This window comes from Nonomuraea sp. NPDC052129 (assembly GCF_040680095.1).
GTDB lineage: Bacteria > Actinomycetota > Actinomycetes > Streptosporangiales > Streptosporangiaceae > Nonomuraea.
The window spans coordinates 1-25,932 of the sequence record NZ_JBFAVX010000003.1 but is presented as its reverse complement, the minus strand read 5'-3'; the positions used below and the strand labels follow the sequence as shown (position 1 = coordinate 25,932).

The 25,932-nt window shown below is 70.3% G+C and carries 23 protein-coding genes and 1 tRNA gene; 11 read left to right on the top strand and 13 right to left on the bottom strand.

Going from position 1 to position 25,932, the window contains the following annotated elements; genetic code table 11:
- Positions 1-24 precede the first annotated feature (24 nt).
- The 3 genes from AB0L53_RS07895 to AB0L53_RS07885 all read right to left on the bottom strand — a co-directional run bounded on the left by AB0L53_RS07895 (position 25) and on the right by AB0L53_RS07885 (position 3,444).
- The gene (locus tag AB0L53_RS07895) at positions 25-801 is read right to left on the bottom strand and encodes an SGNH/GDSL hydrolase family protein (RefSeq protein WP_363991976.1); all 777 of its coding nucleotides are present in this window, start codon (positions 799-801) and stop codon (positions 25-27) included.
- Positions 798-3,080 carry a xanthine dehydrogenase family protein molybdopterin-binding subunit gene (locus AB0L53_RS07890; protein WP_363991974.1) on the bottom strand — a complete coding sequence of 761 codons (2,283 nt, stop codon included), beginning with the start codon at positions 3,078-3,080 and terminating at the stop codon, positions 798-800. Before AB0L53_RS07890 ends, AB0L53_RS07895 begins: the two co-directional genes overlap by 4 nt.
- Before the next feature lie 76 nt (positions 3,081-3,156).
- A complete protein-coding gene (locus tag AB0L53_RS07885) occupies positions 3,157-3,444 on the bottom strand; it encodes a hypothetical protein (protein ID WP_357938225.1) in 288 nt (95 codons plus the stop codon).
- A gap of 69 nt (positions 3,445-3,513) precedes the next feature.
- On the opposite strand from AB0L53_RS07885, the gene AB0L53_RS07880 reads away from it, so the two are divergent.
- A complete protein-coding gene (locus tag AB0L53_RS07880) occupies positions 3,514-4,008 on the top strand; it encodes an MSMEG_6728 family protein (protein ID WP_363991972.1) in 495 nt (164 codons plus the stop codon).
- Here AB0L53_RS07880 and AB0L53_RS07875 read toward each other — a convergent pair.
- The 3 genes from AB0L53_RS07875 to AB0L53_RS07865 form a co-directional block, all read right to left on the bottom strand.
- Positions 4,001-5,104 carry a Dyp-type peroxidase gene (locus AB0L53_RS07875; protein ID WP_363991971.1) on the bottom strand — a complete coding sequence of 368 codons (1,104 nt, stop codon included), beginning with the start codon at positions 5,102-5,104 and terminating at the stop codon, positions 4,001-4,003. The two genes, AB0L53_RS07880 and AB0L53_RS07875, sit on opposite strands and share 8 nt — an antisense overlap.
- Positions 5,101-5,628: a copper chaperone PCu(A)C gene (locus AB0L53_RS07870; RefSeq protein ID WP_363991969.1), complete on the bottom strand. Its 528-nt coding sequence runs from the start codon at positions 5,626-5,628 to the stop codon at positions 5,101-5,103. The genes AB0L53_RS07875 and AB0L53_RS07870 overlap by 4 nt, the downstream gene beginning before the upstream one ends.
- Positions 5,629-5,728: 100 nt before the next feature.
- Positions 5,729-6,271, bottom strand: a complete 543-nt coding sequence (locus tag AB0L53_RS07865; RefSeq protein WP_363991967.1) for an MFS transporter — start codon at positions 6,269-6,271, stop codon at positions 5,729-5,731.
- Positions 6,272-6,378: 107 nt separating this feature from the next.
- Between AB0L53_RS07865 and AB0L53_RS07860 the strand changes: the two genes are divergently transcribed.
- The 3 genes from AB0L53_RS07860 (at position 6,379) to AB0L53_RS07850 (ending at position 8,166) form a co-directional block, all read left to right on the top strand.
- A complete protein-coding gene (locus tag AB0L53_RS07860) occupies positions 6,379-6,975 on the top strand; it encodes a TetR/AcrR family transcriptional regulator (protein WP_363991965.1) in 597 nt (198 codons plus the stop codon).
- On the top strand, positions 6,972-7,346 hold the full coding sequence (locus AB0L53_RS07855) for a VOC family protein (RefSeq protein ID WP_363991963.1): 375 nt from the start codon (positions 6,972-6,974) through the stop codon (positions 7,344-7,346). Before AB0L53_RS07860 ends, AB0L53_RS07855 begins: the two co-directional genes overlap by 4 nt.
- Before the next feature lie 118 nt (positions 7,347-7,464).
- Positions 7,465-8,166: a hypothetical protein gene (locus AB0L53_RS07850; protein WP_363991961.1), complete on the top strand. Its 702-nt coding sequence runs from the start codon at positions 7,465-7,467 to the stop codon at positions 8,164-8,166.
- 12 nt (positions 8,167-8,178) lie between these two features.
- On the opposite strand, the gene AB0L53_RS07845 is transcribed toward AB0L53_RS07850, so the two are convergent.
- From AB0L53_RS07845 to AB0L53_RS07835, 3 genes are all read right to left on the bottom strand, one after another.
- The gene (locus AB0L53_RS07845; protein ID WP_363991959.1) at positions 8,179-10,770 is read right to left on the bottom strand and encodes a LuxR C-terminal-related transcriptional regulator; all 2,592 of its coding nucleotides are present in this window, start codon (positions 10,768-10,770) and stop codon (positions 8,179-8,181) included.
- 48 nt (positions 10,771-10,818) lie between these two features.
- A complete protein-coding gene (locus AB0L53_RS07840; protein ID WP_358430534.1) occupies positions 10,819-10,980 on the bottom strand; it encodes a hypothetical protein in 162 nt (53 codons plus the stop codon).
- Between the two features lie 82 nt (positions 10,981-11,062).
- Positions 11,063-14,356, bottom strand: a complete 3,294-nt coding sequence (locus AB0L53_RS07835; protein ID WP_363991957.1) for a BTAD domain-containing putative transcriptional regulator — start codon at positions 14,354-14,356, stop codon at positions 11,063-11,065.
- A gap of 113 nt (positions 14,357-14,469) precedes the next feature.
- On the opposite strand from AB0L53_RS07835, the gene AB0L53_RS07830 reads away from it, so the two are divergent.
- The gene (locus AB0L53_RS07830; protein ID WP_358534255.1) at positions 14,470-14,988 is read left to right on the top strand and encodes a universal stress protein; all 519 of its coding nucleotides are present in this window, start codon (positions 14,470-14,472) and stop codon (positions 14,986-14,988) included.
- 99 nt (positions 14,989-15,087) lie between these two features.
- Here the strand turns inward: AB0L53_RS07830 and AB0L53_RS07825 are convergent, their stop codons facing one another.
- The gene (locus tag AB0L53_RS07825; RefSeq protein ID WP_363991955.1) at positions 15,088-16,455 is read right to left on the bottom strand and encodes a PLP-dependent aminotransferase family protein; all 1,368 of its coding nucleotides are present in this window, start codon (positions 16,453-16,455) and stop codon (positions 15,088-15,090) included.
- Between the two features lie 67 nt (positions 16,456-16,522).
- Between AB0L53_RS07825 and AB0L53_RS07820 the strand changes: the two genes are divergently transcribed.
- The 6 genes from AB0L53_RS07820 (at position 16,523) to AB0L53_RS07795 (ending at position 21,287) form a co-directional block, all read left to right on the top strand.
- Positions 16,523-16,972, top strand: a complete 450-nt coding sequence (locus tag AB0L53_RS07820) for a carboxymuconolactone decarboxylase family protein (RefSeq protein WP_363991953.1) — start codon at positions 16,523-16,525, stop codon at positions 16,970-16,972.
- A 59-nt stretch (positions 16,973-17,031) separates the two neighbouring features.
- Positions 17,032-18,228, top strand: a complete 1,197-nt coding sequence (locus tag AB0L53_RS07815; protein ID WP_363991951.1) for an MFS transporter — start codon at positions 17,032-17,034, stop codon at positions 18,226-18,228.
- Between the two features lie 186 nt (positions 18,229-18,414).
- A complete protein-coding gene (locus AB0L53_RS07810) occupies positions 18,415-18,534 on the top strand; it encodes a DLW-39 family protein (protein WP_214635294.1) in 120 nt (39 codons plus the stop codon).
- 16 nt (positions 18,535-18,550) lie between these two features.
- The gene (locus AB0L53_RS07805; RefSeq protein WP_363991948.1) at positions 18,551-19,279 is read left to right on the top strand and encodes an HAD-IA family hydrolase; all 729 of its coding nucleotides are present in this window, start codon (positions 18,551-18,553) and stop codon (positions 19,277-19,279) included.
- A 14-nt stretch (positions 19,280-19,293) separates the two neighbouring features.
- Positions 19,294-19,366: transfer RNA gene (locus tag AB0L53_RS07800), tRNA-Ala, on the top strand.
- Between the two features lie 607 nt (positions 19,367-19,973).
- Complete coding sequence (locus AB0L53_RS07795) at positions 19,974-21,287, top strand: hypothetical protein (RefSeq protein WP_363991947.1); 1,314 nt, start codon at positions 19,974-19,976, stop codon at positions 21,285-21,287.
- A gap of 37 nt (positions 21,288-21,324) precedes the next feature.
- Here AB0L53_RS07795 and AB0L53_RS07790 read toward each other — a convergent pair whose 3' ends face one another.
- The 3 genes from AB0L53_RS07790 to AB0L53_RS07780 form a co-directional block, all read right to left on the bottom strand.
- Complete coding sequence (locus AB0L53_RS07790; RefSeq protein ID WP_363991945.1) at positions 21,325-22,044, bottom strand: tyrosine-type recombinase/integrase; 720 nt, start codon at positions 22,042-22,044, stop codon at positions 21,325-21,327.
- A gap of 211 nt (positions 22,045-22,255) precedes the next feature.
- On the bottom strand, positions 22,256-24,136 hold the full coding sequence (locus tag AB0L53_RS07785) for an IS481 family transposase (RefSeq protein WP_363991943.1): 1,881 nt from the start codon (positions 24,134-24,136) through the stop codon (positions 22,256-22,258).
- Between the two features lie 332 nt (positions 24,137-24,468).
- Positions 24,469-25,197 (bottom strand): phosphotransferase, encoded by a 729-nt coding sequence (locus tag AB0L53_RS07780; RefSeq protein ID WP_363991941.1) that lies wholly within the window; start codon positions 25,195-25,197, stop codon positions 24,469-24,471.
- Between the last annotated feature and the right edge of the window lie 735 nt (positions 25,198-25,932).

Genomic DNA, 25,932 nt, shown 5'->3' with positions numbered 1-25,932 from the left:
CCCAGGCGCCCCGGTCGCGGTGGGTCACATAGGAGGTGGTGCCACCGGGCCGAGCTCGGGGCGCTTGGCGACGCGGCCGTCTCCCGAGGACCGGCCGCGCAGGCGCCGGTAGATCCAGGGCCCCGCGAAGCTGGCGACCCAGCGCACCTCGCCCCCGGCCACCCGCCAGCGCGCGGCCGGGGGAAGTGGGGTGAGCGGGACCGACCAAGTGTCGTCGCTGCCGGGCAGCCCGATGGCATGGGCGATGGCGGCGGCGATCCTGGCGTGGCCCAGCGGGCTGGCGTGCAGCCGGTCGCTGCTCCACATCCTGGCGTCGGTGGTGAAGGAGTGCGGGAAGGTGTCGACGACGATGACGCCGTGGCGGGCGGCGGCGGCCTTGATCCTGTCGTTGATGTCGAGCACGCGGGGGACCAGCCGCCGGGCCAGCGGAGCGATCTTGCCGATGTCGGGGAAGGTCACGGTCACCACGCACGCGCCGGACGCGGTGAGCTGGGCGAACATGTCTTCCAATGCCGAGGCGACCGCGGTGGCGTCGAAGCCGGGCCGGACGAGGTCGTTCATCCCGGCCATCACCGTGGCCAGGTCGGGCCGCAGGCGCAGCGCCGGGCCGAGTTGCTCGTCGCGGATCTGCCCGGCCAGGCGCCCGCGGACGCCCAGATTGGCGTACTGGACGTCGGGGTTCGCGGCGGCCAGCTGCTCGGCGAGCCGGTCGGCCCAGCCGCGGTGGCCCCGGATGTCGTCACCGTCGCCGAGGCCCTCCGTCTGGCTGTCACCGAGGGCGACATATCGGGCGTAGGTCATCCAGAGAGTAGAGCCCACAAGACGGCCGGGGTCAACGGCGTTCCGGTGACGCGGTCGGCGATCTCCGGCAGCGCGGCGGCGACCGCGTTGCCAATGGCCGCCGGCGGGCCGATCGTCCCCGACTCCCCGGCGCCCTTCATGCCGCCGGGCGTGCGCGGCGAGGGCACCTCCAGCGTCGCGAGCCGGATGTCGGGGATCTCTCGGGTGGTCGGCAACAGGTACTCGGCGATCGGCTGTCCCTCCTCGGTGTAGAGGATCTCCTCCGTCAGCGCCATGCCGATCCCCTGCGCGATCCCGCCGAGAACCTGGCCCTCCACGATCGCCGGGTTGACCAGCACGCCGGAGTCGTTGACCGCCCAGTAGCCCTCGACCTCGACCGCTCCCGTCTCCGGATCGACCGCGACCGCCGCCGCGTGCGCCCCATAGGCGTAGGTCATGTCGGCCGGATCGTAGGAGACCCGCTCCTCCAGCCCGGGCGCGGCCCCCTCGGGCAGGTCCCAGCCCCGCCACGCCGACGTGGCGATCTCCCGCAACGTCAGCGACGCCTGCGGATCCCCCTTGACGCGTACGACGGAGTCGACGATCTCCAGGTCGGCCGGCGCCGCCTCCAGCCGATGGGCGGCGATGGCCACGATCTTCTCCCGCAGCCGGTCCCCGGCCAGGGCCAGCGCGCCGCCGCCCACCGCGAGCGAGCGGCTGGCGATCGACCCGATCGAGGAGTACGGCGTGGCCGAGGTGTCGCCCAGCACCACGCGTACCCGGTCGAGCGGCACCCCCACCCGGTCCGCCGCGATCTGGGACAGCGCCGTCTCGATGCCCTGCCCGACCCCCGACACACCCGACGAGACGACGACCGAGGCGTCCTGCTCCATGCGCAGGATCGCGGTCTCGAAGCCCCCGGCCAGCATGCCCATGGCCTTCATGCCCATCGACGAGCCGAGCCCGGTGCCCTCCACGTGGCAGGAGTAGCCGACGCCGCGCCTGCGCCCGTCGTCACGGGCCGGGGGAGTGACCAGGTCGCGCAGGGTACGCAGGGCTCGGGGATAGTCGCCGGAGTCGTACGCCTGCCCGGTCCGGGACGTACAGGGGAGCTCGTCGGGGCCGAGCATGTTGCGCAGCCGCAGCTCCACCGGGTCGGCGCCGAGCCGTCTGGCCGCCTCGTCGATCAGCCGCTCCCTGGTCCAGGTGGCCTCCGGCTGGCCGAAGCCGCGGTAGGAGCCGGTCGGGGTGGTCGTCGTGACGACGGCGCGCAGCCGTACCCCCGCCCGGTCGAAGCGGTAAGGGCCGGGCAGCAGCGTGGCGGTCACCGCGAACGGCGAGATGCCGACGTTCGACGGGTGGCCGCCGAGGTCGCCGACGACGTCGGCGTGCAGCGCGACGAAGCGCCCGTCCGCGTCGAGCGCCAGGCGGGCCCGGTGTACGGCGGCCCGCGAGGGCAGGGTCGCGGCGAGGCGGTCCGTGGGCGACTCCGTCCAGCTCACCGGGCGGCCCAGGCGCATGGCGGCCAGGCAGATGAGCACTTCATCCGGATACAGGTGCTCCTTTCCCCCGAAACCACCACCGGCGTCGCCGGTCACGACGCGTACCCGATCGTGGGTGAGCCCGAGCGCGTCCGCGGCCTGCTCGCGTACGTGGTGCGGGGCCTGCGTCGAGGTCCGCACGGTCAGCTCGCCGTCGGCGAAGTCGGCGACGATGCCGCGCGGCTCCAGCGGGTACGGCGTGGCCCGGCCGAACGTGCACGTCATCTCCACCACGTGCGCGGCCTCCGCGATGACCGCGTCGCAGTCCTGGTCGCCTAGCGTGAAGTCGGTCAGCACGTTGCCGCCCCAGTCCGGGTACAGCAGCGGGGCATCGTCGGCCAGCGCCCGCTCGATCCCGATCACCGGGGGCAGCGCTTCGTAGCCGAGGTCGAGCAGGTCGGCCGCGTCCCTGGCGGCCTCCGGCGTCCGCGCGACCACCACGGCGAGCGGCTGGCCCACGTAGCGGATCGCCTCGTCGAGCGCCAGGTAGGAGGTGACGGGCTGGCCGGGGCTCAGGGTGACGCAGGGCAGCCGAACCGCGGCCGCGTCGCCCGGCGTGATGACGTCGAGCATCCCCTCGATCGTCCACGCCTCCTTGGCGTCCCAGCTCACCAGCCGTCCGTGGGCGATGGGGCTGCGGACGACGACCGCGTACGCCATGCCGGGCAGCCGTACGTTCGCGACGTAGCGGGCGCGCCCGGTCAGCAGCCGGGCATCCTCGCGACGGGGCGTCCTGGCACCCACATAACCTTCAGCCATAGCCCGATTGTGAGCGTGGGCGGACGGCCGGTCCATCGACACACGGGTGTCACCTGGCTACCTCCCGACGCGGATGTTACCCGGCCGCCTCCCACACGGCCTCGAAGGCGGCTCCGGTGATCTCGGTCAGCTCCCAGATCTCCACGGCCTGCTCGGTGAGGAAGCCGTGCTCGTCCTGCAGGTGGCGCCACCAGTAGCGGTGCGCGGCGCGGTCGGGTCCGATCTCGATCTGTCTGACCGCCCAGTGCTCGCCTTCGCCCTCGACGGTCTCGAACAGCCATAGGCCGCCGCGCTCGTCGTCGCCGCGCCAGTGGTGGCGCGGCAGGTCCGACTCGGTGAGCTGCTTGATCAGGTCGGGAAGCACGGCTCCACTCTAGGTTGATCGCGAGCCGCCATGGGTAGCCGGTGGGCATGAGGCGACCACGGGGCAGCTGTGCAGACGTTCCTGCCTTATCCCGACTTCGCGCGCACCGCGGCGGTCCTCGACCCGCTGCGGCTGGGTAAGCAGCGGGTCGAGGCCCTGCAGATCCTGCGCGCCCTGACGATCCCCGGCTACGGCTGGCGGCATCACCCGGCGGTGCGCATGTGGGCGGGCTACGAGGAGGCCCTGGTGCGGTACGGGCTCGACGTGTGCGGCCGGTGGTGCGCCACCGGCCGCGCCGACACCTGTGCCGACACCCTGACCAGGGAGTTGGCCGAGCGCTGCGGCAGCACCGCCGTCCGCTCCCAGGGGTGCCTGGAGGCGGACGGCGAGCTGCCGCCGTGGCTGGGCGACGCCGGTTTCCATCTCAGCCACCGCTCCGCCCTGCTGCGCAAGGCGCCCGGCTTCTACCGGCCGCTGTTCGGCGACGAGCCCGACGACCTGGACTACGTCTGGCCCGCCTCGGGCCGCCCGCCCTCCTGCCTGCCTGGTTCGCAGGTCACTTGAGCAGGCCGTCTCCGATCCAGCCCTCGGGTGCGCAGCCCGGTGGGATGGCGAAGACGGCCGAGCCGACGGGTGTGATCCACTCGTTCAGCAGGTCGCCCTTGGCCAGATTGCGCTGGATGGGAAGGAACTGCCGGTCGATGTCCGCCTGGTAGGAGGCGAACAGCAGCCCGGAGTCCGGTTTGCCGTCCGGAGTGAGCCCTTCGTCGTAGTTGTAGGGACGGCGCAGGATACGCAGTCCCGGGTCTGTGACGTGCGCCCGCCTGATGTGGGCGTACTCGGAGATGATCGGGAAGCCGAGCTTGTTCACCTGGCGGTAGTCCGCCTCGTCGCGTTCCGCCCGCCCGGTCAGCGGGGCGCCCGTGTCGAGACGGCGGCCGATCGTGAACTCCCTGGCCACCCGGTCGGCCGCGTCCCAGGACTCCAGGCTCATGCGGATGCGCCGCAGCACCAGGGTGGTGCCGCCGCGCAGCCACGCGGGTCCTTGGGAGATCCACACGGCCCGGTCCAGGTCGGCGGGCTGGATCGTGCCGTCGACCTGGCCCATCAGGTTGCGCCGCGTCGCGCTCTGGAAGCCACGCTGGATCCAGCGGACCTTGGCGAACGCGCGGGCGTCCTTGACGATCATCCGCAGCGCGTGGGCGACGGTGACCCCGTCGTCCGCGCAGATCTGCACCAGCAGGTCGCCGCCGCTCCATCGCTTGTCCAGCTTGTCGATCGTGAACGACGGCAGCGGAGCCACCGGTGACTCCGCCTTCACCGCCGCGAACAGCCCCGGACCGAAGCCGAACGTGATCGTCAGCCGGGCGGCCGTCGCGGCCAGCTCCGGCTCGGTGTCGGCCAGCGCGGGCCGCCCCTGGGTGAGGCGGCGCGCGTCGTCGGTCAGCAGCTGGAGGAGCCGTACGACGGTATCCTTGTCGCTGTCCGGCGACAGGTCGAGGCCGACGAAGACGGCGTACGCCTGCGGAGGCGTCGCGATTCCGGCTTGGTGGGCGCCGTGGAAGGGCTCGACGGCGACGGTGGCCTGCGCGGGGGGTGTGGTGAGGGCACCGACGGCCGTCAGAGCCCCTCCGGCGATGAGACCCCGGCGGCTGATCACTTGTGGCCCATGCCGGGCTGGTAGTCCTCCTTGCCACCGGCGAAGTCCTTGCCGATCGCGGTGAACTCCAGCGGCTTGCCGCCCTTGACGGTGAGCGTGAACGGGATCCGGGCGCCCGGCAGCACCTCCTGCGCGACGCCCATCAGCATGATGTGGTCGCCGCCGGGCCGCAGCTCGTGCGTGCCGTGCGCGGGGATGACGAAGCCGCCCTCCTTGGGCCGCATGATCATCTTGCCGCCGGACTCCACGACCTCGTGCAGCTCGATCTTCGGGGACAGCGGCGAGGCGCCGGAGACGATCGTCACCTCGGCATCGGTGTTGTTGACCAGCGTGCCGAAGGCGGCGCTCATCCCCTTCTTCGCGGTCTTCACCCAGGGGTCGGTGATGGTGAGGGCCACGGCGGAGGACTGCTCGGCGGCGGCGGGGGACTGCTTGGCCGGTACGGCGGCGACCTGCGCGGAGCCGCAGCCCGTGAGCGCCAAGGCAGTGGCGGCGGCGAGCAGCAGGGCATGGCGAGAGAACATGAGGGAATGCCTTTCTCAACCCGGGACGGCACGCCGAAGCGCGCCCTGCCGGGCGTGGTCATCGAAAAGAGGTCAGCGAAAAGAGGTCAGCGAAAAGGGGTCAGCTGGTTTCGATGACCATCGGCGGACCCCGCCCGGAGACCACGTGCCGCAGCACGGCCGAGCGGAAGACCGGTGGCTCCGCCGTACACGGAGCCTGGAACGGCGCCCGGATGACGGGCAGCAGCACGACCAGCAGCCGTATGGCCAGACGGCGCAGCAGCCCCCAGAGCAGTGCCTCGCCACGCGCCAGCCACAGGGCGGTCAGCCCGATCGCCCAGCCGTGCGCGACCAGCATGCCGAGACCCGGCACCAGGCCCGAGTGCGCGTGACCGATCGCCGCGATCGGTGAGGCGGCGTGGGCCAGCGAGAACAGCAGGTGCATGACCACCTGGAGCCCGCCGAGCAGCGGCAGGATCGCACCCATCGTCCGCTCGCGCCCCGACAGCGGGAAGGCCGCCGCGAACGACAGCCCCAGCGCGATGCCCATGGCCGGCGCTCCGACCGTGCCACCGCCGAACGCGTGCGCCGCGACGCCCAGCCCGAGGCACACCGCGGCGAAGGCCGAGGCGCGGGCGAGGCGGAAGGGCAGACCGGCGGTCACAGTGCCGTCATCATGCCATGGCCGTTGGCCGCCCCAGGATCAAGTATCGGAGTGAATACTCACTCCTCTATTGACGGAGTGAGTATTCACTCCGTAGCGTGGTCCGCATGAGTGAGAACCCAGTCCGGCGCAGGGCGCCGGGAATGAGCCCGGAGGAGCGCCGCGCGATGATCATCGCCGCCGCCCTCCCCCTGGTGGCCGAGTACGGCACCGCCGTCACCACCAGCAAGATCGCCAGGGCGGCGGGCATCGGTGAGGCCACTGTCTTCCGTGTGTTCGCCGACAAGGACGAGTTGCTCGACGCCTGCATGGTCGAGGCGATGCGGCCCGACCACGTGGTCACGGAGCTCGCCTCCATCTCGCTCGACCAGCCGCTGGCCGACCGGCTCGCCGAGGCGGCCGACGCGCTCGGCGCCCACCTGGAGCGGATGGGCGCCGTGGCCGGAGCCCTGCATTCCAGCGGCCACCGGGGCGGTGAGCGAGGCGGCCGCCCGCAGCCGGGCAGCCGCGAGGCGTCCATGGAGCTGATCGGGGACGCGGTCGCCGACCTGTTCGAACCGGACGAGGCGGCGCTGCGGCTGCCCGCCGCGCAGGTGAGCAAGGTCTTCCTGGGCCTGCTGTTCACCCGGTCGGCCGTCCTGTCCACCAGCCAGTTGGTCGAGGTGTTCCTGCACGGAGCCATCGAGGAGAAGGAGCCGGCGTGACTGTATCCCTTAACCACACGATCGTCCCCGCGGCCGACAACAACCGGGAGGCCGACTTCTTTGCCGACATCATGGGGCTCGAGCGCCTGCCGCCTATGGGGGCCCGCGGGCACTTCGCCCCCGTGCGGGTCGACGAGCGGCTCACGCTCGACTACATGACCGTCGAGAATCCTGAGGGGCATCACTTCGGGTTCGACGTCGATCCGGCCACGTTCGACGAGATCCTGGCCCGCATCCAGGAGCGCGGCGTGCCGTACGGGAACCACCCCGCGACCCCCGACAACGGACGGATCGACCACCCGCTCTGCCCGCGCGGGCTGTTCTTCACCGACGCGGTCCGCAACCTCTACGAGATCATGTCACCTGCGTGAGCACGCCTCGCCGAGCAACGCGAAGCAACCGGCGGCGTGCGCCGCCGACCGACTCGGAGCCACTGGCCGCGCGCCATCGGCCGACACGACCGCTTCTCCCCCGGCATAATGGCGCTCAATGCCGAAATTACATGACCTGGCGGATTATGCGGCGACCATGGGTCCCGTCATCGGCGCGGTCCACGTGAACGTGCATGCCTCGGCTCGCGCGCAGGACGCGGGACTGCTGCCCGGCTTCCTGATCGACCTGCGCTTCACGCTCCCCCTCCGCCCGCTGAGCCGCCGCTCGCTCGCCACGATCTACCGGTACGGCGACGCGGCCGAGCTCGACGCCGAGATCCAGGATCACCTGGACCTGGGCATGCTGGAGGAGGACGGCGACGGCGCGCTGCGGGCGACGGCCAAGGCGCTGGCGTTCATCGACGGCCTCTACGCCGCGCACGCCGCCACCACCGAGCGGATCTGGGCGGGCCGCGACCTCAAGACGCTCGCCGACCTGGCCGGACGGGTGACCGGCGCGGCCGGAGCGGATCCCGGTGGCGCCTTCGCCGCGATGGCGCCGCCGTACGAACCGGTGGGCACGCCGGCGGGTGTGCTGCTGTTCAACCGGCTCGCCGCGCTGCGCTACCACCGCGCCGACTCGCACGCCGCCGCCTGGCGGGCCGCCGGCCTCACAGCCGGCGAGATCGTCGTGCTCGGGCCGGGGCCGCTGCGCGACCGGATCGAACGGGAGACCAACCGGCGGGCCGCCGAGCCGTACGGCGCGATCACCGAGGAGGAACGCGCGCTGTTCCACGACGGCCTGCTGGCACTGGTCTAGCGAACGACCTATTCAGAGTGAGGCGAGTAACCGGCCCACCTCCGCACGGTCGTTGACGCCGAGCTTCTCGTACACGGCCTGCAGGTGGTTCGCGGCCGTCCGGGTGGAGACCGTGAGCCGGGCGGCGATCTGCCGGTTCGTCAGGCCGGCCGCCGCGAGCTGGACGATCTCCCGCTGGCGCGGCGTCAGCTCGGGAGTGGCCAGCTCGACCAGCGCGGGCGTCGACACCCCCGGGCAGCGCCTGGCCAGCGACCACGCCCTGGTCTGCGCCCCCTTGGCCAGAGCGCCCCTGCCCATCGCGCGGTAGGCGGCGGACTCCTGGGCGGTGGCCTCGGCGGCGTAAAGAATCATCCCGAGCCGCTCGAACCCGGCCGCCACCGCACGCAGCTCGTCGGGGTCGCCGGTGGCCCGCGCGTGCCGGGCCAGGAGCCCGGCGAGGTGCCCGTCCACCCGTTCGGCCAGCGCGGACAGGCGGTCAGCGGCCAGCGCGGGAACCCCCAGCCGCACCAGGTCGTGCAGCGCGAACATCAGATGCCCCGACTGCTCGTGCTTCTCCGCGGCGTCGCCCGCCGACAGGCACAGGTGTACCGCCTCGTCCAGGTCCCCGCCGGCCGCCGCCACCCACACGGCGGCCTGCAGCGTCGGATAGCGGGTGAACGCCCATCGGGAGGCCAGCTCCTCGGCCTCGGCCTGCAGGTCGCGCGCCTCCGCCGTCCTGCCCAGCAGCGCCAAAGCGTGCGCCTGCTCGGCCAGGCACCGCCCCCGGTACGGCGAGCGGTCGTACAGCCCGGCGGCGTCGTCGCGGCTCCAGCGTACGGCGCCCTCGGCATCGCCCCGCAGCCTGCTGACCAGCGCGCGGAACGCCCCGAACCCGGAGACCGACAGCTCGGCGGCGGCCAGCTCCATGCCGTAATCGGCGGTGCGTTCCGCCGCGTCCAGCCGCCCGGCGAACGTCTCGGCCGCGCAGCGCGCGTCGAGCATCGTCGGCAGCGCGTGCGGCGTCTCGTCCCCCCAGCCGTCCACCCCGGCCAGGGCCTGCTCGACGACCGCGATGGTGTGCTCGGTCCGTCCCGAGTAGGCGCTGGTCCACGAGTCGAGCGCGGCCAGGTGCGCAGCGCCGCGCACGGTGATCGGCGTGCACGCGCGAGCCCGTTCGAGCGACTCGACGGCTCGGGTGGTGCGGCCCGCCCAGAACTCGGCGACGCCGAGGTAGATGTGCGCCTCCTGCTGCCAGGCCGAGTCGGTGAGCGTACGAGCCGCCTCGCCGAGCACCCGGCACGCCTCGGTGAGCGAGCCCGCCCAGGCGTGGTTGAGACCCAGGCTGATGGCGTGCTGCGCGCGCTCGCTCTCGGTGACCACCGCCGGTGCCGTCTGCCGCAGCGCCGTCAGCGCGGTGTCGGCGTCACCGAGCACCATGAGCGACTCGCCAAGCAGCGCGACCGCGGCCACGCTCGGTCCCGCGTCCATCGCCGCCCTGGCCAGCCGCGCGGCCAGACGGGGATCCTGCCTGGCCCAGGCCAGCCGCGCAGCGACGAGCAGCATGTCCGGATCGGTGGTCGAGCCGCTGTCGAGCCGCCACACGGCCGCGCGCAGCACGTCCTCGCGCCGCCGCAGCCCGCTCGCCTCCAGTGCCTCGGCGAGCATCCGCAGCCGCCGCCGGGTCCGCAGCGTGCCGCAGCCGCCGCGTACCACCTCGCCATAGAGGGGGTGGCCGAGCCGCAGATGCTCCCGCTGCACGTCGCGTACGGCCACGATCAGCCCGCGGTCCTCGACTCGCTCCACCGCGATCGGTGAGGTGAGCGAGACCAGCAGATCGGTGCCGAGCGGCTCGCCGAACGCCACCAGCTCCAGCACCTCCCGCTCCTCCTGGTCGAGGTGCCCGATCCTGGCGTCGACCAGCTCGCGCAGCCGGGTGGTCATCGACAGCTCGCCCTGCCAGCGCCACTGCCCGTCGGTCTCGGTCAGACATCCCGAGGTACGGCCGGCGTGCACAACCTCGCGCAGGTAGAGCACGTTCCCCTCGCTGACCCTGGCCAGGTGCCTGACGGTCTGTCCGGCTACCTCCCCGCCGAGCGCCCCCTCCAGCACCTTCCCGACCTCGGCCACGGTCAGGGGCGGCAGCTCGACCCGGCGGAGCAGCTCGTCCTTCCACAGCGCGGCGACCGGCGCGGGCAGCGGCTCACCGCTGCGCACCGTGACCAGCAGCCTGGCGGCGCCGCTCTCCGCCAGGTGGTGCACCAGCGCCGCCGAGGCCGCGTCGAGCCGGTGCGCGTCGTCCACGCTCACCAGCAGCTCGTCCCGCCCCGCGCTGATCCCCAGGTGCCGCGCGGCCCAGCGCAGCAGGTTCTCCCCGCTGCTGGGCGGTTCGGTCAGCGCGTGGGCGAAGGCGCCGAACGGGATCGCGGCCGCCGTCTCCGTACCCAGCGCCCGAACCACCCCGTACCCCTCCAGGCCGGACAGCGCCTGCGCCGCCAGCCTGCTCTTGCCCACCCCGGCGTCTCCGGCGATCATCACGCCCGCCCGCGACCGCAGTGCTTCCCGTACGGTCGCCAGCTGGCCCCCTCGCCCGACGAACGGCCATGTGCTCCCCAGCTGCTCGCTCATCGTGCCTCCTCTCACCCTCGATGATGGTGAACGAGGTTCGCGGGAGGTTCAGGGCTGATCTCGGGTCAAACCGGCGGCGGAGAGCAGCAGGTCGACGATCGCCTCGCTCCCGCTGAACGGCACCGGTTCCCCACCGACTTCTTCGAGCAGCCCGCGGAGCTGGCCGCCGGACTGCTCAGGCTCGACCAGCCGTACGATGACCGTCCTCATTTCGGCACCATCTCCCCGACCGGTTCAGGCCAGGTTCAGGTGGGCCGGAGAGGGGCTGCTCAGGGGGTTGGGGGCAGGCCGCTCAGGTGGGGTAGGGGGCGGGCTCGACCTCCAGCTCGCGCATCCGCTCGGCGTACAGGGCGTAGCGTCGCCGCGCGTCGCCGCGCCGGCCCGCCGCGTCCAGCACTCGCACCAGGCCGAGGTGGGCGCGCTCGTCGTAGCGGTCGCGTTCGAGCAGGCGCAGCCAGTAGCGAGCCGCCTCGTCGTGCCGCCCCTCGCCCGCCCGCGCCGTCGCGAGCCTGGCGGCCGCCCGCACGTACGCCAGCCGCGCCTCCTCCCGCAGTCCCACGGCCCAGTCGGCGTACGGATCCTCCTCGCAGAAGTCGCCCCCGTAGGACGCCTCGGCCTCCGCCCACCGCGCCAGCGCCTCCGCCGCCCGGCCCGCCTGATCCAGTTGCCCGGCCGAGCCCACCAGATCGAGGAAGCCCTCCACGTCGACGTCCACGTTGGCCAGATCGAGCCGCAGCGCGCCCTCGTCGGAGACGACGAACTCGTCCGCCGGACGTACATGGTCCGGATCGAGCACAGCTCGCAGCGTCGACACCATCACGTTCAGCCGCTTCAGCCCGATCGCGTCGCCCTGCTGCTCCGGCCAGAGGATCTCCACCAGCCGCTCCCTGCCGATCGCCGCGCCCCGGCGACTGACCAGGATCTTCAGCAGGTCGCGAGCCTTGCGCGACTGCCAGGCGGTACGAGCGACGGGCACCGCGCCGCGCAGGACTCGGAACGTTCCCATGGTCTCGACCCGCACGCGCGCCTCCGCCACCGGCGTGAACCGGCCGACCAGCGCGTCGATCCGGGCATCGAGCACCCGGCAGCCGATCGCGTGCATGCGGCTCCTGACCTGATGCGCGATCTCCCTGCCGGGCACCGCGTCGCCCAGCGCGGCCCTGACCAGCTCGGCCCTGGCCCGGCCGATCGGATCGCCGAGCGCCGACCACTGACGCACGGCCTCGTCGGCCAGCCGGGAGTCGCCGTCGAGCTCGGCTCGCAGCTCCACCATCGCGGCCCGCGCCGCGTGGTCCCTGCGGCGCACGGCGGCGGACTCGGCCTCGGACAGCAGCGCCCTGGCCTCGTCATATCTCCCGGCCGCCAGCGCGACGCGGGCCGCGACCAGCCTGGCGTCCACCCCGGCGATGCCCTCCGCGTGCTTCAGCGCCCGCGCGGCCACGCGGGCCGCCTCGTCGGGATCGTCGTCCGTGAGCAGGACGGCCAGCTTGTTCAGGGCGTTGGACAGCTCCTGAACCTCGCCGGACGCGCCGGCGTCCGCGATGATCCGCCGGTAGATGGCCATCGCCGACCTGCGGTCGCCGCGCAGCACCTGGATGTCGGCCAGCCGGATCAGCCCATATCCGACGAACCGCGACCCCATCGCCTCCCACCTGGCCGCCGCGTCCGCGGCGTCGATCGCCGCCTCCTCCAGCCGGCCGAGCCCGATCAGCGCCTTGGCCCGGTTGGCGACGTTCAGCGCGGCGTACGGGGCGAACGACACCAGATCCGACAGCCTGGCCGCGATCTCGACCTCCGCCAGCGCCCTGGTGTAGGCGGCCTCGTCGAGGTGACAGGAGGCGCGATTGGCCCGGATGCGGATGAGCTGGACGACGTCCCCGGCCCGCTCGGCGTACTCCAGCGCGCGCAGGTAATAGGCGTCGTTGGCCCGCCGGTCGCCGTCGAGCGAGGCGAGCATGGCCTGCACGGTGTTGGCCGCGGCCAGGGCGCCCGGATCGCCCACCGCGCTGGCCAGCTCCAGCGCCCGGTCCGCCAGCTCGGCGCAGCCCGCCCGGTCACCCTTCAGCCAGAGCACCGACGCGGTGGAGGCCGCGCACATCGCCGCGTCGGCCGGCGGCAGCCCGTACTCGAAGCCCTTGGTGTAGATGGCGATGGCCGAGTCGAGGTCGCCACGCAGGTGGTCGATGAGGCCGAGCCGCCTGGCCAGAAACGCGTCGAACACCGAGGTCGCCGCCGCGCGGGCGAGCAGGTCGCGCGCTCGGGTCCAGTCGCCGCGGTTCTGCTCGGCGATGCCCGCGAGCCGCTGCATCGCCGGCGCCTGCCTGATCGGCTCGGGCAGCAGGGCGAGCGCCGCCACCACGTCGTCGCCGCGCTCGGCCAGGCGCAGGCCGTGCGCACCGAGCAGCGAGGTGACGAGCGTGCTGTGCCGGGTGGCGACCGCGGCGCGCAGGGCGAGCTCGGGCTGGTCGTGCTCGACGTACCAGCGGGCGGCGACGGCGGCCGTGTCGTGGGCCTCGTGCCGGTCGAGCGGCGCGTGCGCGGCCAGTACGTGGGCGCTGGTGGCGGTCAGCCGGTATCCGCTGGGCAGCCTGTGTCCGTCGGCCGTCGGGTGGGCGCCCGGCCCGTGTCCGTCGGCTGTGCGCTGAGTGCCCGTCGAGGCGGCCCGGTGCCCGTCGTGGCCGGCCTCCAGGAACAGGCCCCGGCTGGTCAGCGAGGCCAGCGTGTCAGGCGGGGCACCGAGCGCGGCGGCGAGGTCGTCGGTGAGCACGGGCAGCACGGTCGCCGCCCGCAGCAGCTCGCGCATCGCCGCGGGCAGGTCATTGAACGCCGACAGCGTGAGCCGCTCCAGCGTGGCGGAGGTGGCGGCCAGGCCCGCGGCTGTACTCGGCCAGGCGGCCGGATCGGTGCGGGCGAGCGCGTCGAGCGCGGCCCGCACGGCGGCGGGCCAGCCGCCGCAGGCGTCGTGCAGCGTGGCGGCGATCGCCGCCCCCGGCTCGCCCAGCCGCTCGCGCGCCCAGGCCGTGGTCTCGCCGATCGTGAGCGCGAGGTCGGTCGCGTCGAGGTCGAGCACCTCATGATCCTGGCGAAGGCGGGCGGTGGGGAACGGCAGCGGCGCCCGTGATGCGGTGACCACGTGCAGGTGGCGGGGGGCCGCCCGGACCAGGGTCTCGACATAGCGTATGGAGCCGGCCGCGCCGATGATCGTCTCGATACCGTCGAAGACTAAGGCGAGTCCCCGTCGCAGGCGCCCCGCCAGCGCCTCGGCCAGCGCGCCCGCCAGCGCCGCCGCCCTGGACAGCTCGTCGGCGTCCGGCCCGAGCGGAGATTCGGCGGCGGCGGCGAGCTCGGCGGGCAGGTCCGGAACCACCTCCGCGAGGGCCGAGACCAGCGCGCCGGCCAGCGTGGTGAGGTCGCGATCGGCGGGCCCCAGCCGGTGGAGCACCGCGCCGACCGCCTCACTCCAACTCGCCAGCGCGATCGACTTGCCGTAGCCCGTGGTGGCCACCAAAGTGGTGAGCCTGTGCGTCAGCGCCCCGTCGAGCCGCCGGTCGAGGGCGGGACGGGGTTGCACCCACCCACGTTCCACCCACGCATGCTACGCCGGGGATCGCGAATGACTCCAGAGTTCGCAAAGTGCCACCTCCCGGTAACCGGGCCGGAGGCGCACTATGGTCGAGTACCTCTTCGAGGAGGGTCGCGGTGGATCAGGACCTGCCCGGCGGAGCGAGGCTGATCGTGGGGGTGGATGAGTCCCCGGCCTCGCGCTGGGCACTGGCGTGGGCCATCGGGGCCGCGCGGCTGCATCGGATGGCGCTGATCGCCGTCCACGTCAGCCGGGCCCCGGTACACCCCTTCCCCGAGGCGCTGCCCGTGCAGCACGCCATGAAGGCGGGGGAGGAGGCGCGGTGCAACGAGGTGATCGCGGGTGTGTTCGACGACGTGGCCGGTGGGCTGCCCGCCGACCTCACCACGGCGGTGGTCGGCCGGGTCGGTGACCCCGGCTATCACCTCGTCGACCTGGCCCGTGAGGGCGATCTGCTGGTGCTGGGGCGGGGCAAGCGGGGGATGATCAGCCGGTTGTTCCTGCCTTCGACGAGCATGTACTGCGCTCGGCACGCCAAGACGACGGTCGTGATCGTCCGGCAGCCGACACCACCGGACGAGCCGCACCTGCCGGGGGAGCGCACGCGACGGTTCTGGAGCCGCAAGCACATCTAGCGGGGTCGGGTGTCCGCCCGGTCCCCCGGTCCCCCGAAGGGGGTATCTCCCCATAAGGACCCCAGCCACCAGAGACCGTCACAGGGATCGAGACGGTCATTAGCCCAGTGCGTCCTTCAGGATGTTCAGGCCCTCAGGTATATCGGCCTGCTGGATTGCGCCGTACCCCAGAACCAAGCCCTGCTGGACGGGCCTCTCACCGCAGTAGGCGTCGAGCCGTTCCAGCGCGAGCCGGGGCGCCGGGCGTACGGACACCCCGGGGGAGAAGCGGGCGCACAGGTGCAGCCCCGCGACCGAGGGGACCAGACGCAGGCGGTCGTCACCGGCGAGGGTGTCGACGACGAGGGCGTGCCGGGCGGCGTACTCGCGGGTGGCCTTCCTGATGTGCCTGGCCAGCAGGCCCTCGTCGATGAAACGGGCCAGCGCGGCCTGCGTGGACAACTCGCCGTGGCAGTCGCTCAGCTGCCGGGCGGTGCGCAGCGCGGGCATGAGCGAAGCGGGGGCCACCAGGAAGCCGAGGCGCAGCATGGGCAGCAGCGTCTTGGAGAAGGAGCCGACATAGATGACCCGCCCTGCCCGGTCCAGGCTCTGGAGCGGCTCCAGCGGCCGGTCGCCGAAGCGGAACTCGCTGTCGTAGTCGTCCTCGATGACCACGCCGCGCCGCCGTTCCGCCCAGGCCAGCAGCGCGGCGCGGCGAGCCAGCGACATCGGGGTGCCGAGCGGGAACTGGTGGGACGGGGTGACGTACACCAGCCGAGCGGCGTTCGGGATGGCGGTCACGTCGATGCCTTCGCCGTCCACCGGAACCCCGGCCACGCGGGCGCCCAGCGAACGGAACAGCCGGCGCGCGGGCGGGTAGCCCGGCTCCTCGACCGCCACGCAGGCGCCGGGGTCGATGAGCACCCGGCCGATGAGGTCGAGCGCCTGCTGGGCGCCGTTGGTGATCAGGACGTCGTCGGCGCCGGCTCGTACGGAGCGGCTGATACCTATATGTCGTGCGATGGCGTCCCTTAGGGCTTCGTGGCCGGAAGGATCGGCATATCCGGCGAGGCTGGTACGGAGCTCACGGGCCACCAGCCTGCGCCACGTCTCCATCGGGAACAGCTGGGGATCGGGCACGCCCACACGGAAGTCGTACTCGTGACCGGCGGCCGGTGAGTCGGCGGCCATGGACCGCCAGATGGCGCGGGGCCGTACGACGCCCTGGGGCGCCGACCTGGTGCGTACCCGCTCCGCCGAGACGAACGTGCCCGCGCCCGCCCGGCCGACGAGGAAGCCGTCGGCCACCAGCCGGTCGTAGGCGACCGCGACCGTGTTCCGGGAGATCTCCAGCCGCCTGGCCAGCTCGCGGGTCGGCGGCAGGCGTTCGCCCGATCTGAGCCGGCCGTCGAGGATCGCGTCCAGCAGCTGCCGGTAGACCTGTGCGGCCAGGTCACCCCGGCCATGAAGGCTTACATGGACATCCATCTTGGCCCAATCATTTACCCGAAAATTGGAGCTTATATCGGGACAAGATGGGTCTTAGGTTGGAGCCATGACACAGCGCATGAACCTCGGCGAACTCGCCGGAGAAGCCTACAAAGCCATGGCCGGCCTCGACCGCTACGTCCGGCACAGCACACTGCCCGCACCCCTCCTGGAGCTGGTACGCCTACGCGCCAGCCAGATCAACGGCTGCGTCTACTGCGTGGACATGCACAGCGGCGACGCCAAACAAGCGGGCGAGAGCGACGCCAGGCTGCACGCCGTGGCCGTGTGGCAGGAGGCCCCCTTCTTCACCGACCAGGAACGCGCCGCCCTGGCCTTCACCGAGGCCGCCACCAGGCTCTCCACCCACGACATCACCGACGAGATCTGGCAGCAGGCCGCCGAGCACTTCGACGACCAGGAACTCGCCGCGCTGGTGGTCGCCGTCGCCACGATCAACGCCTGGAACCGGATGGGCGTGGCCACCCGCATGACGCCCGAGTCGTACAAGGGCTGACCCCCGGTGCCACTCCCCACCGCGACGGGACCTGCACAATGACTACGACGGGACCCACGATGGCGAGTAGGCGATCGAGCAGGCGGCTCCTCGTACAGGCGCAGCTGGCGAACTCGATCGGCGACGGCGCCTACCTGGTCACCTCGGCGCTCTATTTCGCCAGGATCGTCGGCCTGTCGGCGACGGAGATCGGCTTAGGGCTCACGCTGGGCTGGGCAGTCGGCACCGTCGCGGGCGTCCCCCTCGGCCACCTGGCCGACCGCCGCGGGCCGCGCGGAGTGGCCGTCCTCCTGGCCCTGACGACCGCCGTCGCGGTCACATCGTTCCTGTTCGTGCGGTCGTTCGCGCTGTTCGTACTGGCTGCCTGCCTGTACGGCACCGCGCAGACCGGCCTGTCCGCGGCCCGCCAGGCGCTGCTGGCCGGACTGATCGAGCCGGGCAAACGCACCGAGGTCCGGGCCGTACTCCAGTCCACGATCAACGGCGGCCTCGCGGTGGGCGCCGCTCTGGGCGGGTTCGCGCTGCACGTGGACACCCGGGAGGCGTACCTGGCCGTGTTCGCGGTGGACGCCGTCAGCTTCCTGACCGCCGCCCTCCTGCTGCTGCGGCTGCCTGCCGTCGCCCCCGTCCCCGCCGCCGCCGGTCCGAAACTGGCCGTGCTCAGGGACCGGCCGTACGCGGTGATCACGCTGATCAACGCGGTCATGCTCTTCTACATGCCGCTGCTCAGCCTGATCGTCCCCCTCTGGATCGTCCAGCGCACCACGGCACCGACCTGGCTGGTCTCGGCCCTGCTCCTGGTCAACACGATGAGCGTGCTGCTCTTCCAGGTACGGATCGCGCGTCGGGTCAGAGGCCTGGCCGACGCCTCCCGCTCGGTGCGGTACGCGGGCCTGGTCATGCTGGCGGCCTGCGCGGTGTTCGCGATGTCGGCCATCGGCTCGTCGGCCTGGCTCGCCGGGCTGATCCTGCTCGCCGCGGCCGGGCTCCAGGCGTACGGCGAGATGCTGCTCGGGGCGGGCGCCTGGGAGATCGGCTTCGCCCTGGCTCCGGCGGACAAGCAGGGCCAGTACCAGGGCTTCTTCGCGACCGGGATGGCGGTGGCCAGGATGCTCGGCCCGGTCGTCCTCACCACCCTCGTCATCGGCGGCGGCACGCTGGGGTGGCTGCTGGTCGGCGGTCTGTTCGTGGCGGCCGGCGCCGCGATGGGCCCGGCCGTGAGCTGGGCCACCCGCAACCGCTACGGTTTGACATGATCTACCTGGTGTCCGAGATGGGACGGGATAACCGGCCCCACCTGGGGTTGTTCATTCGTTCTTTGCACATCCGGTACATCTGGTTCGTGCACAACACAAGGACCGCAGCCATCCCTTGCTAGGCTGCATGTCAACCGTTGGGTCTCACCCCGGCAGGTGAGGCCGTCGAAGAAGTGGGGTCACACCGTGAAGAAGCTTGTCGTTCTGGCGCTGATCGCCCTTGGGGGGCTGCTGGTCTGGCGCAAGGTGCAGGCTGACCGCGCCGAGCTCGATCTCTGGACCGAGGCCACCGGCAGCGAGAACTAACCGACCTGGCGAGGCGATGAATGACGTCGTCCAGATAAAGCTGGCGTGCCTGGACCTGGCCGGCACAACAGTCGGAGACATCGCCATGGTCGAGCGGGCTTTCGCCGAGGCGATAGCCACTCAGGGCATCGTCCCCGGGACCGGCGCGTACGCGCGTGCCATGGTGCACGTGCACCGGTCCCGGGGCTGTCCCAAGATCGATGTCTTCCGAGGGATCTTCCCCGGCAACGAGGCCCAGGCTCAGGCGGCGAACCTGACGTTCGAGCGCTCATACGAGGGTGCGCTCGACCGAGCAGGTCTCGTTCCCATGCCCGGAGTCATCGAGGTCCTCGACAAGCTCCGCGGCTCCGGCCTGAAACTGGCCCTGATCACCGGCTTCAGCCGCGTCACCCTGAGCCGCGTCCTCAGCGTCCTCGGCTGGCACGACAAGATCGACCTCGCCATCTGCCCCGAAGACGCCGGCGGCCGCGGCCGCCCCTGGCCCGACATGGTCCTGCACGCCGTACTCCGCCTCGGCATCGAGGACGTACGACAGGTGGCGGTCATCGGCGACTCGGAAAGCGACATGCTCTGCGGCCGCCGAGCCGGCGCCTCGATCGTGGCCGGCGTGATGACCGGCGTCCACAGCAGGGAGCGACTCCTCAAGGGAGGCGCCACGCACATCCTGGACTCGATCGCCGACTTCCCTGGCTTGATCTTGAGCGAAGACCCGAGTAGGCAGCAGATGGGTGTCGGGGGCCGGTAAGCTATCTTCGTCGAGGGGCCTTAGCTCAGTTGGCAGAGCGCCTGCTTTGCAAGCAGGAAGTCAGGAGTTCGAATCTCCTAGGCTCCACTGCACGTAGAAGGCCACTTCCTATGATCCGGAAGTGGCCTTTTTGATCTTGTACAGCTGATAAATACAGCTACGAGTCCAGTCGATTGCTGAGCCTGAGCTTCTCCTCAGTTGTGACCTCGCTGTACACACGCACAGTTACAGAGACCTGCGAGTGGTGCAGGATCGGCGTGGACACGCATGAGTGGACGTCGAGGGCGACCGAGCAAGGACGCACAGGTCCTGTGGTCTCCTGGTCATGGGTCATGAGCGATACCCGTCCCGGTCTTCCTACATGGAAATGGTCAGTGCTGGGCTAGCCACCACAGGATCCATCCAACGGTCGCAGAGCCGGCCGCATAGGCCGAGCCTCGAACGGCCGCGAACAGTGCAGCATGGCCGAGCCGCCGGATGGCCCGCTTGAGGGCACGTCGCTGGGTGGGCTGGGACGGCACGTGAGTATCCATCGATCTCCTTTCGGCTGGTTCCAGAGTCCGCGCTCAATCGTCGCTCTATACGGACTGCTACGAGAGAAGACGGCATACAACACAATCTGACAACATCGAACGGGAACGAATGGCAGCCTGGGCAGTACCGGTGAAGCAGGGATGAGCGCGAGGGAGGCGACGTGGCAGTAGTAGGCAGGCGCCTCGCGAAGCCAGCCCTGCCCGACGGACCGCTGAAAGACCTCAATGACGCCCTTCATGATCTGTTGCGCCGCGCCGGACGCCCTAGCTTGCGCGTCTTGGGCGCTGATATCCGGGAAGACAAGCTGTTGAAGATCCCTCCCAGCCACACCCGGATCTACGATGTTTTCATCCGAGCCCGGGTACCAGACTGTGATTTGATGTCTTGTCTGGTTCAGGTCATGGCTCGTCGGGCCCACAGACTTGATCCAGGGCTAATTCCTGACACGGAGGGCGAACGGTTCTACCAACTCTGGCTAGCTGCTGATGAAGCAGATCGACAAGAGACCTACGCAATTCTCGAAATACCACCGCGCGCAAACCTTGACACGATTTCTCCGGTAACGGAGATGCGCAAGGCTCCGGTCACGGAAACCATCCTTCCGACGGCCACACACGGTACCGATCAACCCGATGATGGTCGCCTTACCGGGTCGGCTTACCTCCGTTTGGGCAGCGAAGCGGACCGCGAACAATGCCGTGATCGGCAACACATTATGCGTAGCCCTTTGCTCCCAGACCCGGATCAGTCTCGGGCCGTGTTCATCGGTATGGCAAAGTACACCGTGCTCACGGATCTGCCAGCGGTCGAAGCCAGCATGCAGGACCTGCGGGAGGTGCTCACCCATCCCATCACAGGCAGCTTTAGTCATTCAACTAGCTCGCTGGTACTAGATCCAAGCACTGCAGCAGAGGCGCTGAACCCTTTGGAGGAAGCGGCTGCCGAGGCCAGAGATACGCTCTTCCTCCACATCTCGTGCCATGGTCTCGTCTCGTCGTATTCCGGTGGTCTATCGCTCGCCATAGTCGACAGTCGGCCCTTCTCTTCTTTCACCACAATTCCTTACGATTGGGTTCGTGAACTCGTGACCAACTGCCCGGCCCGTCGCCGAGTGATCATGTTGGACTGCTGCTATAGTGGGCGAGCGCTCGGGGCGATGGGAGCTGGCGACTTGGTCGCTGCCGCCGAAATAGAAGGCACCTACCTCATTAGCGCGACAGCGGGCAACAATGTCGCATTGTCACCAGGGGGAGAGCGCTACACCTCTTTCACTGGCGAGTTGATTGACCTTCTCCGTGGCGGGATCTCGGACGGTCCCGAAGTGCTGGACCTTGACCTTATCTATCGGAATCTCTCCGCGAGGCTCAGGGCCAAGGGGCGTCCCCAACCGCAGCGATCAACCCGCTCCAACATCGATCAACTCGGCTTGATCTCCAATTCGGCCATCATCGCGCCCCTCACAGCGGATCAATGAATTGAGGCGGCTGACTACCAGCAGTCAGCCGCCTCAGCTATGCAGAGAGTTGTTCACCGAGCCGCTTGAGTGCATTGCGTGTCTCCTCGGACGAAACCTCGCTGTACACGTTCATCGTTACAGCGATCTGGCTGTGACGAAGAATCTGCATGTCCACACGCGGGTGGACGTCGAGGGCGACGAGCAAGGACGCGCAGGTCTTGCGGGTGGCGTGAACATGAACTCTCCGAACGCTTGCTTTTGCGCAGGTGTTCGCGAAGCTGCGCCGGAAGTTGGACGGTTCGATTGGCCGGCCACTGGCAGTGGTGAAGACGAGCCCGGTCTCCTGCCAGTCGTCCCCAGCGGCTTCCCGGGCGGTGTTCCGTACCTGTTGACGGGCGCGAAGGGCAGTCGTGACGATCTCGGGGAAGGGCAGCGTGGCGTCGGACGCGTCGGTCTTGGTCCGGCGGTGCAACAGCTTGCCCGCGACGCGCTGGAGCTGCCAGCCGATCGTCATCTCGGCCTGGACGAGATCGATGTCTTCCGAGCGCAGCCCGAGTGTTTCGCCGAGCCGGAGGCCGAGGACGAGCACCAGGACGTAGGCCGGGTACATCGGGTCCTCGTTCTTGCGTGCCGACTTTAGGAAGGCCCGCGCCTCCTCGACGGACCAGGGCTTGACCTTGCGCTTGCGGGGGACCGACATCTTGACGTTGGCCGCGACGTTGCGGCTGAGCGTTTCCTCCCGCACCGCGTTGCTCAGCGCGGCCCGCAGCGTCATGTACGCGTCGTGAACCGTCCACTCTGAGGGCAGCGACTTGCAGCACTTGCCGACGGCGCAGCAGTGCCGACGTCGCTTCGGGTTGTGGTGGTACTCAGGACGTACGGCGTCCTTGCCCTGGTCACAACAGAGACAGGAGGGGCCTGTCCAGAAAACCGTACAGTCCCCACTTGATGCTTGACGCTTTGACATCGGATGATGCTTGACGCTCCTAGCCGATCTTTCGCTTCTTAGTATGCGCCTGGGGCTTGATCCGGGTGATCTCCTGGGTGGTGGTTCGGGGGACGACGCGGATGGGTTCGCCGTTGTCGTGCACGGTGATGTGGGTGTCGTCCACGGTCACGTCCAGGATTTTGCGGGCGTGGATCCGGCCGACTTGGATCTTCTGGCCGACGATCTGGAAGTGGCCGCGGCTGCAGACCACCCGCTGGACGGTGACGGGCTCGGTCGAAGCGCCGGGCGGTGGTCCGGCGGGCCGGGCGTTGCGCAGGGTGAGGCACTCGGCGAGCGGGAGCGGGCAGGCCACAGCGCGCAAGAGCAGGCGTTCCTCGTCCATGACACGGGCGGTGATGCCGTCCAGGCGCACGACGACGCGGCGGCCGGCCAGGTGGGCGCCGATGCACAGGGCCCGGCCGGCCAGACTGATCGTGCCGATCGAACTGACCTGCCGATCCACCTCGACGGCGCTCGCCGCGATCGCGGGCTCGCCGACGGGTGCGTCCGGTGCCGGGCGGGCCTGTCCCGAGGCCAGCAGTGCGGCCAGGTCCTTGACGGTCAGCCGGGAGGCCACGCTCTTGAGCCGACCGCCGCCGGTGGTGAACACATGCAGCCGTTGCGTGCTGATCCACAAGGTGATCGGCATGCCCGCCCGGTCGGGGCCGAGCCAGAGCTGCTGGCCGCCGATCGACAGGTTGCCCGACGCAGGAACAACCCGATCGACCTCGATCGCCTGGCGCGAGAGCAGATCGAGCACGCTCGTCTGGATGGGCTCGGGCCGTTCGAGCTGATCAAGGTGATGGACGGCCGGGACCGGGAGATCTGGCAGTGCGGCAGCGGGAGGGGCCTCAGGAGCAACGTCAGCAGCAACGTCAGCAGCGGGAGCGGGCACCGTGGTCAGGCCGGCGGGCAGGCGCAGTGGCAGTTCCCGCTCGGCCGCGAGCTGGCCGGGGCTGCGCTCGGCGAAGAACCGGTCGGCGGGGAAGGCCATGTCCAGCGCCTGATGCGGGCGGGCGGTGTTGTAGTGCTCGGCGAACGCGTCCATCTCGGCCTGGGCGGCCTCGAGCGAGGCGAAGGGCAGCGCCTCGGCCAGCAGTTCGCGGCGCACGCTCTGATGGAACCGTTCGATCTTCCCGGTGGTGGTGGGGGTGCGCGGCGGGGTGTGACGCAGTGTGATGCCGTTCTCGCGGCAGACCCGCTCGAACAGCACCTCGCCCGCCTTCGGTCCGCCGAAGCGGCCGGTGAACTGCTTGCCGTTGTCGGTCAGGACCTCCAGCGGCACCCCATAGGCGCGCATCGCCGCGGCGAAGGCGGCGCACACCATCCGCCCGGTCGATCGGGCCACCACCGAGGCGATCACGCAGAACCGGGAATGATCGTCCACTCCGGTGATCAGCTTGGCTTCGCTGCCGTCGGCCAGCAGCAGCCCGCCCATGATGTCCATCTGCCACAGCTGCATCGGCTCGGGCCGCTGCCAGCGCCGGTAATCCTCGCGCTTACGCCGCCGCGCCACCGCCTCGATCAGGCCGTTGCGCACCAGCACCCGGTAGATGCTCGCCCGCGACGGCAACGGCTCCACCCCACGCCGGCCCAGCTCCCACAACAGCGTGCGCGGCCCCCACCGCGGATGAGCGCGCCGCAGCTCACAGATCAACGCCTCGACAGCGGCCGGGGTCTGCATCGGATGCGCCTTCGGCCGATGCGACCGGTCAGCCAGCGCGGCCAAGCCGCCGTCCCGATACCGGCGCACCCAGGCATGCACCGACTGCCGCGAGACCCCATATCGGCCGGCCACGTCGGTGACCTTCGCCCCCGACAACACCTCGATCACCGCGCGATAGCGCTGCTCCACGACGCTCAACTCCACCAATGCCACCTGAGCCTCCCCCGAAGCGCCGACAACGCCACGAGCAGGCACAGAAGACGATCAAGGTGTCAAGCATCAAGCGAGGCCCGCCCGGGCGTGCGGCCTGGGGGCCGGTCCCGGACGGCGGCGGGACACCGGGCCGGGCATCGCACGCCTGCCGCGCCGTACTGACCGAACGCTCCGACCGGGGTCGCCACGCCGCCGCACAGATGCAGCCCTAACGATCGCCACGACGCGCCGACACTCATCGAAGAAGGCGCTATCGATCGTCGGCATGACGGACCCTCGTCCATCGGGTGGAGGGCGAAGCGGAGGTGCCGCATCTCTTCATGGCCTGCGGTTCACTCCAGTGCAGATAGCAGGACCGCCTTGTGCTGGAAGACAAGTTCGCGGTCAGCTGTGGCCCAGGCAATAGCGGCTTGGGCGTGGCGGCGACGGGTGGGGGTGAGCTTGGGATTGCTGAGGTTTGCTGCCTCTACGTCAGCGATGTTGGTCTGTCGACGCACTATCGCCTCCAGGAGATGTTCGGAGTCGACGTCGCCGTAACCGTCGCGTAGCTCACGGAGATGCTCGGCCTGCTGACTGATTGGCACTCGGCCTTGGGACTGGATGCACCAGGTCCACGCCATGTAGCCCAGATCGTCGAGCCGGTTGCCGGGGCGGCACGACGACCAGTCGATGAGTGCCACCGGCAGGCCCTTTTGAAAGATGGTGTTGAACGGGCCGGGATCGCCATGGATGACGCACTCGGCGGCGGCTGCCAGGGCGTGTCCGGCGGTTGTCTCGTGCAGGTCACGGAGCATCCGGCTCCCGAGGGCGTATGCGCCGGGTGCTCGCTGCGTGGGATGGTCGGTGGTGTTGCCTGGGATGAAACTCAGTATGTCCCGGCCGTGTTCGTCGATACCGAGGTAGTGCGGCGCATGCGGGTAGCCGATGGACTCCAGGTAGGCCAGCATCCGGGAGGCGAATGCAGCGCCCCCATCACGAGCGCGGCGCACCGTGTCGCCAACGCGCACGACCTCCAACGCATTGTTTCCGCCGGCTAGGCGCTCTTCATCCACAACAACCATGATGGGAGATGCTGCTTCGGCGTGTCCGACGGGCCTTGCCGTTGTCACACTGCCGTACAGATACCGCCCTTACGATCGCCACGGTGTGGTTCGCCGTCGTAGATTGCTGGGGGCGATCGACGATCCGTGCTTCGTTCCTCAGCACGACTCACCGAGCGACGTGGCTGCGGTCTGCTTCCAAGCTGAGGCATGGACCAGCCTCGCGGGATGCGCATCTTCCATGATCCGGAGCATGTGCGGAATGATCTCTGAGGCCAGCCATCCACCATACGGCTGCACCGCAGGTCAGACGCAGTAGGAAACCGAAACGGGCGACGCCCTGTAAAGCCGTCGCCAGCAGGCGTGAGTGCCCGTTGCGTGCCCAATGGGGCGGTGATCAGGGGGATTAGCGGGGACACGCGGGTAGGGCCGCACGGCCTCTAACCAGAGCCGGAGCACTTCAATGGATCACAAGCCGAAATCTACCAAACTGGTGGTACACGATGGCGCCCCCGTGAGGCCTCACCGTCACCAACCCGCCACACCTGATCGCATGGGGATTTCTACATCAACGCCGGGTCGGCCCTATTGGTCCGGCACGAGTTCGGCGGTCGAGTCGCGCCCCAGTTCTCCGGACGGTCGCGGGCTGCACCGCCACGCACTAGCCTCGGGCTTTCACGACGAATTTGGCCAGAGCTGATCGTTTAAATGAGAAAAGTGCCTTTGAACTGGGAGAATAGGGCTTGTCGAAGGTCC

Excerpts from the sequence above, each read along its gene's own strand:
- AB0L53_RS07845 (WP_363991959.1), bottom strand. The coding sequence starts at position 10,770 with ATGAGCGAGCAGCTGGGGAGCACATGGCCGTTCGTCGGGCGAGGGGGC.
- AB0L53_RS07815 (WP_363991951.1), top strand. The coding sequence starts at position 17,032 with ATGGCGAGTAGGCGATCGAGCAGGCGGCTCCTCGTACAGGCGCAGCTG.
- AB0L53_RS07850 (WP_363991961.1), top strand. The coding sequence starts at position 7,465 with ATGCCGAAATTACATGACCTGGCGGATTATGCGGCGACCATGGGTCCC.
- AB0L53_RS07805 (WP_363991948.1), top strand. The coding sequence starts at position 18,551 with ATGAATGACGTCGTCCAGATAAAGCTGGCGTGCCTGGACCTGGCCGGC.
- AB0L53_RS07895 (WP_363991976.1), bottom strand. The coding sequence starts at position 801 with ATGACCTACGCCCGATATGTCGCCCTCGGTGACAGCCAGACGGAGGGC.
- AB0L53_RS07860 (WP_363991965.1), top strand. The coding sequence starts at position 6,379 with ATGAGTGAGAACCCAGTCCGGCGCAGGGCGCCGGGAATGAGCCCGGAG.
- AB0L53_RS07890 (WP_363991974.1), bottom strand. The coding sequence starts at position 3,080 with ATGGCTGAAGGTTATGTGGGTGCCAGGACGCCCCGTCGCGAGGATGCC.
- AB0L53_RS07840 (WP_358430534.1), bottom strand. The coding sequence starts at position 10,980 with ATGAGGACGGTCATCGTACGGCTGGTCGAGCCTGAGCAGTCCGGCGGC.
- AB0L53_RS07780 (WP_363991941.1), bottom strand. The coding sequence starts at position 25,197 with ATGGTTGTTGTGGATGAAGAGCGCCTAGCCGGCGGAAACAATGCGTTG.
- AB0L53_RS07870 (WP_363991969.1), bottom strand. The coding sequence starts at position 5,628 with ATGTTCTCTCGCCATGCCCTGCTGCTCGCCGCCGCCACTGCCTTGGCG.
- AB0L53_RS07820 (WP_363991953.1), top strand. The coding sequence starts at position 16,523 with ATGACACAGCGCATGAACCTCGGCGAACTCGCCGGAGAAGCCTACAAA.
- AB0L53_RS07825 (WP_363991955.1), bottom strand. The coding sequence starts at position 16,455 with ATGGATGTCCATGTAAGCCTTCATGGCCGGGGTGACCTGGCCGCACAG.
- AB0L53_RS07790 (WP_363991945.1), bottom strand. The coding sequence starts at position 22,044 with ATGACGCTGCGGGCCGCGCTGAGCAACGCGGTGCGGGAGGAAACGCTC.